The 250-nt window shown below is 34.8% G+C and carries 1 protein-coding gene; it reads right to left on the minus strand.

Annotated elements, in window-relative coordinates:
- Positions 1–250, minus strand: a 250-nt coding sequence (locus tag DMB44_RS09200) for a transposase (protein ID WP_153280228.1), incomplete at both ends; no start/stop codon positions are given.

The following is a 250-nucleotide window of genomic DNA, read 5'->3' on the forward strand; positions in this document are numbered from 1 at the left end:
TCATGGCATATTCTATGACTGCTTTTGATAGTTTATGCATGATATCCTTTATTTTTCTGTTCCTTGTTAAATACAGCCTGTTTATCCTTTTTGTATTCTCTCTGTTTTTCCTCTGCCTGTCACTGATAGATTTTAATCTTGATAACTCTTTATTGAAATACTGGTTTATTGATTTCAGAACACCGCCCTTGACAGCAATACCCTTTTCGGATATGTTGTTTCCAATGGTTACGATGTTCCTCACACCAAT

Source organism: Thermoplasma sp. Kam2015, assembly GCF_003205235.1.
Taxonomy (GTDB): Archaea; Thermoplasmatota; Thermoplasmata; order Thermoplasmatales; family Thermoplasmataceae; genus Thermoplasma.